This window comes from Pseudomonas sp. YuFO20 (assembly GCF_035064975.1).
Lineage (GTDB): Bacteria > Pseudomonadota > Gammaproteobacteria > Pseudomonadales > Pseudomonadaceae > Aquipseudomonas > Aquipseudomonas putida_AE.
Genome location: NZ_JAXDEO010000011.1, coordinates 124,061 through 130,840, shown reverse-complemented (window position 1 = coordinate 130,840; position 6,780 = coordinate 124,061). Strand labels below are relative to the sequence as shown.

Below are 6,780 nucleotides of genomic sequence, written 5' to 3'. Positions count from 1 at the left end.
CTGCGATCTTTTGATCTTGAAAAAACAAGATCAAAAGATCGCAGCCTGCGGCAGCTCCTACAGGTTGCGCCCCCCCAATTCAGTATCTTGTTCGAGAGACCTTCATGCCCCTATCCGCCAACGTTTCCGACGCCCCGATTGCCCGCAAGGCCGAAGGATCCGACCCGTACGCCTGGCTGCAGGAGCGCGACAGCGCAGCGGTGCTCGACTACCTCAAGGCTGAAAACACTTATCAGGAGGCGCAAACCGCCGATCAGGCCGGGTTGCGCGAAACCCTGTTCGAGGAGATCAAGGGCCGGATTCTCGAAACCGACCTGTCCCTGCCCTCGCCGTGGGGACCCTACCTGTATTACACGCGCACCACGGCCGGTGACGAATACGCCCGTCACTACCGCTGCCCGCGCCCGGCCGACGACAGCCTGGTCCTTGATGAAAGCCGGGAGCAACTGCTGCTGGACCCGAATGAACTGGCCCAAGGCGGCTTCTTTTCCCTCGGCGCGTTCAGCATCAGCCCCGATCACCAGCGCCTGGCCTACAGCATCGATTCCACGGGCGACGAGATCTATACGCTGTTCGTGAAGGAATTGTCCGACGGTCGCGTCAGTGAGCTGGAGTTCCAGGAATGCGACGGCAGCATGACCTGGGCCAATGACAGCCTGACCCTGTTTTTCGGCGAGCTGGACGACACCCATCGCCCGCACAAACTGTTGCGCTATCGCCTGGACGGCACGGCGGCCGAAGAAGTGTTCCATGAAACCGACGGCCGCTTCTTCATGCACTGCTACCGATCGAGCTCCGAACAGCAATTGCTGCTGTCGGTGGGCAGCAAGACCACCAGCGAAGTCTGGGTGCTGGATGCCAATCACCCGCAACGGCCCTTTACCTGCGTCGCGCCGCGCCAGGAAAACCATGAGTATGACCTTGACCACGGCGCGCTCGACGGCCAATGGACCTGGTTCATCCGCACCAATCGCGACGGCATCAATTTTGCCCTGTACACCGCCGTCGACAGCGGCGTGGCGCCCACCGAAGCCGACTGGCAGAACCTGATCCCTCACAGCGACACGGTGATGATCGATGGCATGAGCCTGAACGCCGGGGCTATGACCCTGAGCCTGCGGGTCGGCGGCTTGCCGGTGATCGAAGTTCACCCCCAGGACCTGCCGAGCTATCGGGTGCAACTGCCGGACGCGGCCTACAGCCTGCACGTGCAGAACAGCCTGGAATTCGTCAGCGAGCGGATTCGCCTGCGCTACGAAGCGTTGAACCGTCCGGCGCAGATCCGCCAACTGGAACTGGTCAGCGGTGCGCAGCAGGTGCTCAAGCAAACCCCGGTACTGGGCCCGTTCGACGCCGACGCCTACGTCAGCCAGCGCCTGTGGGCCACGGCGCCCGATGGCACGCAAGTGCCGATCAGCCTGGTGATCAAGCGCGAAGCACTCGGCAAGCCGGTTCCGCTTTACCTGTACGGCTATGGCGCCTATGGCGAAAGCCTCGACCCGTGGTTCTCCCACGCGCGCCTGAGCCTGCTCGATCGCGGCATGGCGTTCGCCATCGCTCACGTGCGCGGCGGTGGTGAACTGGGCGAAGCCTGGTATCGCGCCGGCAAGCAGGAGCACAAACAGAACACCTTCAGCGACTTCATCGCCTGCGCCGAACACCTGATCGCCAATGGCCTGACCACCGCGCCACAACTGGCGATCAGCGGCGGCAGTGCCGGCGGTCTGTTGATCGGGGCGGTGCTTAACCAGCGACCGGAGCTATTTGGCGCCGCGATAGCCGAGGTACCGTTCGTCGATGTGCTCAACACCATGCTCGACCCGGAGCTGCCATTGACCGTCACCGAATACGACGAGTGGGGCAACCCTGAAGAGCCGGACGTGCACGATCGGATCAAGGCCTACGCGCCGTACGAAAACGTCAGCGCCCAGGCTTATCCGCCGACCCTGGTGATCGCCGGCTACAACGACAGCCGTGTGCAGTATTGGGAAGCGGCCAAATGGGTGGCGAAATTGCGCGCCACCAAGACCGACAACAACCCGCTGCTGCTCAAGACCGAACTGGGCGCGGGGCATGGCGGGATGAGCGGTCGCTATCAGGGATTGCGTGACGTAGCGCTCGAATATGCATTTTTGTTCAAGGTGCTGGGTGTGGCCTGAGGAACTTGGCTGGGTGTGCGGGTCTTAATTGCGCACACCGCAAGCCGATACAACACTGACCCACCTGTGGGAGCGGGCTTGCTCGCGAAGGCGATTTTTCAGTCAACCTATGTGTTGAATGTTTTTGGCCTCTTCGCGAGCAAGCCCGCTCCCACAGGGTTCCGTACAACAAAAAAGACCGCACGACATGTCAGAACCCACCTTATTGAACAACGAAATCCGCAACTGGCTGATGGACTGCGGCCTGTTCAACCAACTGCTGCCGGCGGAATTCGCCGCGGCTTCGGGCTATTTCAGCCTGAGCACCATCGTCCAGGGCGAAGAAATCTTCCACGAGGGCGATGCCGGCAGCTTCATGTGCATCATCCATACCGGCCAGGTGGCGGTGCAGAAGACCACCAGCGACGGCCAGCAGGTGACCATCGCGACCCTGCGCAGCGGTCGTTCGTTCGGCGAAATGGCCGTACTCGACGGCGAACGCCGTTCGGCCAGTTGCGTGGCGGCAAGCAACTGCCAGTTACTCAACCTGGGCAAGGATTCGCTGGAAAAGATGCTCAACGAGGCACCGAAAATCGCCGCCAAGATCATCCGCGCCCTCGCCGTCTCGCTCTCCAAACGCTTGCGCATGGCCGATGGGCAACTGCTGTCGCAGCAGGTCTAACCGCCGGGCGACTTGACCTTCGGCGGGTTCTGCTCGATCCCCGGCACCGGCTGGTCCTTGGTCGGCGGGCTCGGCATCTCGATCGGCACCAAGGGTGGCCCGCCACTGCCCGGGCCTACTTTCGGCAGGGGTGCCGGGCTGATCTGCGGATACGGCGTGGGCGTTGCGGTGCCCGGCGAACCGGGCATTGGCGCGGGACTGATCGGCATGGTCTGCAACTGCTGGGCCTGCACTGCAGTTATCGAGAGCGCGGTCAGGGCAATGGCCGTTAGAATGGTGCGCTTCATCAATGGCTCCGTTGGCCTTGTGGTCGATTGCAGGCTACTCCCAACTGCGCCGGTTTGCCTTCCCCTGTGCTGCCATTTTTCCTCAAGTGAGCCCCATGAAACGTTTTGTTCTGCTCGATACCGCCCCTATTCCCGAGAACGGCGGTGCCCTGTGCCTGTTCGAGTACGGCGAGGATTTCGTCATCAAGATCCAGGGTGGTGACGGCGGACAATTGATGAATACGCGCATGCACGGCTCCGAGGATGCCCTGGCCGAGATCCCCTGCCGCAAGGTCGCAGGAAGACCGAACTCGCGGGTGTTGATCGGTGGCCTGGGCATGGGCTTCACCCTCGCCTCGGCGCTCAAGCACCTGGGCAAGAGCGCTGAAGTGGTGGTCGCCGAACTGGTGCCCGGCGTCGTGGAGTGGAACCGCGGGCCGCTGGGCGAGAAAGCCGGCAACCCGCTGCAAGACCCGCGCACGGTGATCCGCCTGGAAGACGTGGCCAAGGTCCTGCAGGCAGAGCCGCAAGGTTTCGACGCGATCATGCTCGACGTCGACAACGGCCCCGAAGGCCTGACCCAGAGAGCCAACAGCTGGCTCTACTCCGCCGGCGGCCTGAGCGCCTGCGCCAAGGCCCTGCGACCAAAAGGCGTGCTGGCGGTCTGGTCGGCCAGCGCCGACCGGCAGTTTTCCGACAAACTGAAGAAAGCCGGTTTCAAGGCCGAGGAAGTGCAGGTCTTCGCCCACGGCAACAAGGGCACCCGCCACACCATCTGGATTGCCGAGAAGCTCAAGGGCTGAGCTAAACTGCGTGTATACCGTCATTAGTCATTCAACAAAGGTGAACCCATGAGTTCGTCCACCCCGACCAACACTTCGAAGCTGGACCGCATCCTGGCCGATAACCAGCGCGACAAGGAAATGGGCTATCGCGACAAGGCCCTGAAGATGTACCCGCACGTGTGCGGCCGCTGCGCCCGTGAATTCTCCGGCAAGCGCCTGAGCGAACTGACCGTGCACCACCGCGACCACAACCACGACAACAATCCCCAGGACGGTTCGAACTGGGAATTGTTGTGCCTGTACTGCCACGATAACGAACACTCGCGTTATACCGACCAGCAGTATTTCGGCGAGGGCTCGCTGAGCACGCCAAAAATCGCCAAGGCAACGCACAACCCGTTTGCGGCGTTGGCGGGGTTAATGAAGAAGGACGAATGATCTTCATCGCCTGACCCGGCCTCTTCGCGAGCAAGCCCGCTCCCACATTGGTTTTGTGAACGACGCAGATCAAGTGTGGGAGCGGGCTTGCTCGCGAAGACGGCTCACCGGACACCATCAATCCCCAAACTGACCACGACCTCCCAATCCCCGTATAATCGCGCTTTTTTCCAAAAGGCACCCCGCTCGTGGCAGACAAACGGTACAGCTGCATTGGTTTGTATAACCCCAAATCACCGGAGAACGTCGGTTCGGTGATGCGCGCCGCTGGCTGTTACGGCGTGGCGTCGGTGTTCTACACCGGCAAACGTTATGAACGCGCCGCCGACTTCGTCACCGATACCAAGCGCGTCCACTACGACATCCCGCTGATCGGCATCGACGACCTGAAGAAAATCCTGCCCCTCAATTGTGTACCCGTTGCCGTGGAACTGGTCGACGGCGCCCGCCCGTTGCCGGAGTACACCCACCCGGACCGCGCGCTCTACATCTTCGGCCCGGAAGACGGCTCGCTGGATAAAGAGATTCGTGACTGGTGCGAAGACGTGGTCTACATCCCGACCACCGGCTGCATGAACCTCGCTGCCACGGTCAACGTCGTGCTCTACGACCGCATGGCCAAGGGCCTCAACACCCGCTCGGGGCCGAAATTCCGCTGAATCGCCGCACATCCGATGGAACAAGTGGCCTGCTCCGGCAGTCAGCTTATCTATCCACTACTCAAGCCTGGAGTCAGATCATGAGCGAACTCAAACGCGTAGAGCGCATCGAATCCACCCCGTTCCAGACCCCTTCCGAGCAGAATGTGCATGGCTGGGAACGCATCGGTTCATTGGCGGGCGGCGTGGTCATGGTCGGCAAGGGCTTGCGTCGCGGCGGCCTGTTCGGCCTGATTCAGGTGGCCATCGGCGGCGTGGCCCTGGCCCGCGGCATCACCGGCCACAGCTCGGCGAAAAGCCTGCTGGAAAAAAGCCGCCAGGACATGAACAACGTGCGGGCGAAGATTCAGCGCGCGGGCGAAGAGTTGAACCGGCTGAAAGCCAATGCCGAGGCAGCGACCAACACCGCGACCGTCACCGGCAACGATTCCTTGAAGTCGCCTAAAACCGGGGTTTGATCGGGAATTTGCGCTAAGGCTTATGGCCTCATCGCCAGCAGGCTGGCTCCCACAGTGATCTTCCGTGTTCACACACCCTGTGGGAGCCAGCCTGCTGGCGATGGCGGTGTTACTGAAGCAACCCGGTATCCAGGACCTTGGAAGACTCACCAAGCACGCTCTCACTGAGCTGTACGAATTCCTTGGTATCAATGCTCCCCAGATGCATAGCCCCGCGCAGCACATCATCCAGCGAACGCTTGTTGCGCGTCTTCAGGCGAATCTCGCGATCCAGTTCCTGTAGCAACAACACCGCCTTGGCCACCTGCGCCGCACTGATCTGCTCGCCCCGCAAGGTGGTGACTTTCTGGCTGTCCTTGACCAGCTTCCCGTGCAAGCCCTCATACCGCTCATCACTCATGCCACCGGCCCGGCGCACCAGTTCGATGGCGTAGTATTCGGCAAAACCTTCACTGATCCAGTCGCTGCGCTGCTGATCGTTGATTCGCCCGAACACCTGGGCCAACTCGCGCACCAACGGGCTCGTCCCGCTTTCGCTGACCAGCGGCAGGCGACTATTCAAGTAGATCGATTCGTGCGCCGACAGGCTGCCGCGCCACATCGGATCGTTGGCGCCGACAATCAGCAACTTGGTCGGGTGACGAGGAAACACCGCCTGTACCTGGGGCCAGACAAACGTCAGCAGCGTCAGCACATCCATGCGCCGCATGCCCTGGCCACGCGGTGAAGCGACGGTGACTTCGGTTTCGCCCAAGCGGGTGCGACGGCTACCGAGATGCCCGGCGAGCATCCAGCCCGTGGGCCGATCGAACAGCCGGGAAACGTTATCGATGCGGAACTTGTTCTTGCCGATGCGCGGCCAGGCGGTTTCGACGCTTTGCCAGCCAGTGGGCAACTCGAATTCAAGGCGTGAAACCAGCTCGATGCCGTCCTGCTGATCGAGCCTGGCCGGCGGCACCAGATCGTCACCGCGCATCAGCGCCCAGGTCGGAGTCATGCGGGTGTCGAAGCTGCCGCTCTTGCGCCCGTGACTGATCTTTACCCGCCAGGTCAGGCTGGCCTTTTCGGCCGCCGGGCGCCATACGCCGCGGGCCGGCTTGCCCTCGGTCAGCTGCCATTGGCCGTCGGCCTTGAAATCGCTGTAGTGGCTGCCGTCGCCGAGGTCGAAATCCAGGCTGCGGACCGCCGCGCCCTGGGCCAGGGTCAGGCGCACTTCAGCCTGGTCGCTTTGCGGCAACAGGCGCACGTGGTAATCCAGATCGACTTTCTTCGCCGCCCACACGGGCGCGCTCAGGGCGCACAACCCAACGACCAGCGCCCGCCGCCATCCCACAGCCATACACACTCCTTCGTG

The 6,780-nt window shown here is 62.1% G+C and carries 8 protein-coding genes; 6 read left to right on the top strand and 2 right to left on the bottom strand.

The features are described 5' to 3' along the window. The first annotated feature begins 104 nt into the window (after positions 1-104). Together SOP85_RS08740 and SOP85_RS08735 are read left to right on the top strand one after the other, a co-directional pair. A complete protein-coding gene (locus tag SOP85_RS08740; RefSeq protein ID WP_323626705.1) occupies positions 105-2,159 on the top strand; it encodes a S9 family peptidase in 2,055 nt (684 codons plus the stop codon). A gap of 187 nt (positions 2,160-2,346) precedes the next feature. Continuing rightward, positions 2,347-2,820 (top strand): cyclic nucleotide-binding domain-containing protein, encoded by a 474-nt coding sequence (locus SOP85_RS08735; protein WP_323606757.1) that lies wholly within the window; start codon positions 2,347-2,349, stop codon positions 2,818-2,820. Here SOP85_RS08735 and SOP85_RS08730 read toward each other — a convergent pair. Further along, positions 2,817-3,107 (bottom strand): hypothetical protein, encoded by a 291-nt coding sequence (locus tag SOP85_RS08730; protein WP_274073540.1) that lies wholly within the window; start codon positions 3,105-3,107, stop codon positions 2,817-2,819. The two genes, SOP85_RS08735 and SOP85_RS08730, sit on opposite strands and share 4 nt — an antisense overlap. Before the next feature lie 95 nt (positions 3,108-3,202). Between SOP85_RS08730 and SOP85_RS08725 the strand changes: the two genes are divergently transcribed. The 4 genes from SOP85_RS08725 (at position 3,203) to SOP85_RS08710 (ending at position 5,426) form a co-directional block, all read left to right on the top strand. Continuing rightward, on the top strand, positions 3,203-3,889 hold the full coding sequence (locus tag SOP85_RS08725) for a spermidine synthase (protein WP_046816779.1): 687 nt from the start codon (positions 3,203-3,205) through the stop codon (positions 3,887-3,889). Positions 3,890-3,937: 48 nt separating this feature from the next. Further along, a complete protein-coding gene (locus tag SOP85_RS08720; protein WP_110966870.1) occupies positions 3,938-4,309 on the top strand; it encodes a YajD family HNH nuclease in 372 nt (123 codons plus the stop codon). Positions 4,310-4,497: 188 nt separating this feature from the next. Beyond that, positions 4,498-4,968: an RNA methyltransferase gene (locus tag SOP85_RS08715; RefSeq protein ID WP_046816778.1), complete on the top strand. Its 471-nt coding sequence runs from the start codon at positions 4,498-4,500 to the stop codon at positions 4,966-4,968. A gap of 80 nt (positions 4,969-5,048) precedes the next feature. Next, positions 5,049-5,426, top strand: coding sequence for a YgaP family membrane protein (locus tag SOP85_RS08710; protein WP_274073539.1), 378 nt, complete (start codon positions 5,049-5,051; stop codon positions 5,424-5,426). 109 nt (positions 5,427-5,535) lie between these two features. On the opposite strand, the gene SOP85_RS08705 is transcribed toward SOP85_RS08710, so the two are convergent. After that, positions 5,536-6,765 (bottom strand): hypothetical protein, encoded by a 1,230-nt coding sequence (locus SOP85_RS08705; RefSeq protein ID WP_323626704.1) that lies wholly within the window; start codon positions 6,763-6,765, stop codon positions 5,536-5,538. Positions 6,766-6,780: the final 15 nt, after the last annotated feature.